This is a genomic window from Staphylococcus ureilyticus (assembly GCF_002902235.1).
In the GTDB taxonomy this organism is placed as follows: domain Bacteria; phylum Bacillota; class Bacilli; order Staphylococcales; family Staphylococcaceae; genus Staphylococcus; species Staphylococcus ureilyticus.
Genome location: NZ_PPRL01000163.1, coordinates 1 through 458 on the forward strand (window position 1 = coordinate 1; position 458 = coordinate 458).

2 tRNA genes and 1 rRNA gene are annotated in these 458 nt (G+C 42.4%); all 3 read right to left on the reverse strand.

What is annotated here, in order from left to right:
- Positions 1-110 precede the first annotated feature (110 nt).
- A tRNA-Ala gene (locus CD150_RS12890) sits at positions 111-186 on the reverse strand.
- Between the two features lie 21 nt (positions 187-207).
- Positions 208-284: transfer RNA gene (locus tag CD150_RS12895), tRNA-Ile, on the reverse strand.
- Positions 285-386: 102 nt separating this feature from the next.
- Positions 387-458 (reverse strand): 16S ribosomal RNA (locus CD150_RS12900); the annotation flags it as partial.

A 458-nucleotide genomic window follows, 5' to 3' on the forward strand; every position in this document is an offset into this window, starting at 1 on the left:
TTTCTTTTTGAATTCAAGCTTATTTAAAACTCTTATTCACTCGGTTTTGCTTGGTAAAATCATAAATTTTACTTACTTATCTAGTTTTCAATGTACAATTACAATTTCTATGGTGGAGACTAGCGGGATCGAACCGCTGACCTCCTGCGTGCAAAGCAGGCGCTCTCCCATCTGAGCTAAGCCCCCGAAATTCGTATTAAACTCTAATGGTGGGCCTAAGTGGACTCGAACCACCGACCTCACGCTTATCAGGCGTGCGCTCTAACCAGCTGAGCTATAGGCCCCTTCGTTTAAGAATACTCAAATGAGCATTCAAAACTGAATACAATATGTCAATGTTATTCCTTTGTCATCTTCTAAAGAAGATGTTCCGAATATATCCTTAGAAAGGAGGTGATCCAGCCGCACCTTCCGATACGGCTACCTTGTTACGACTTCACCCCAATCATTTGTCCCAC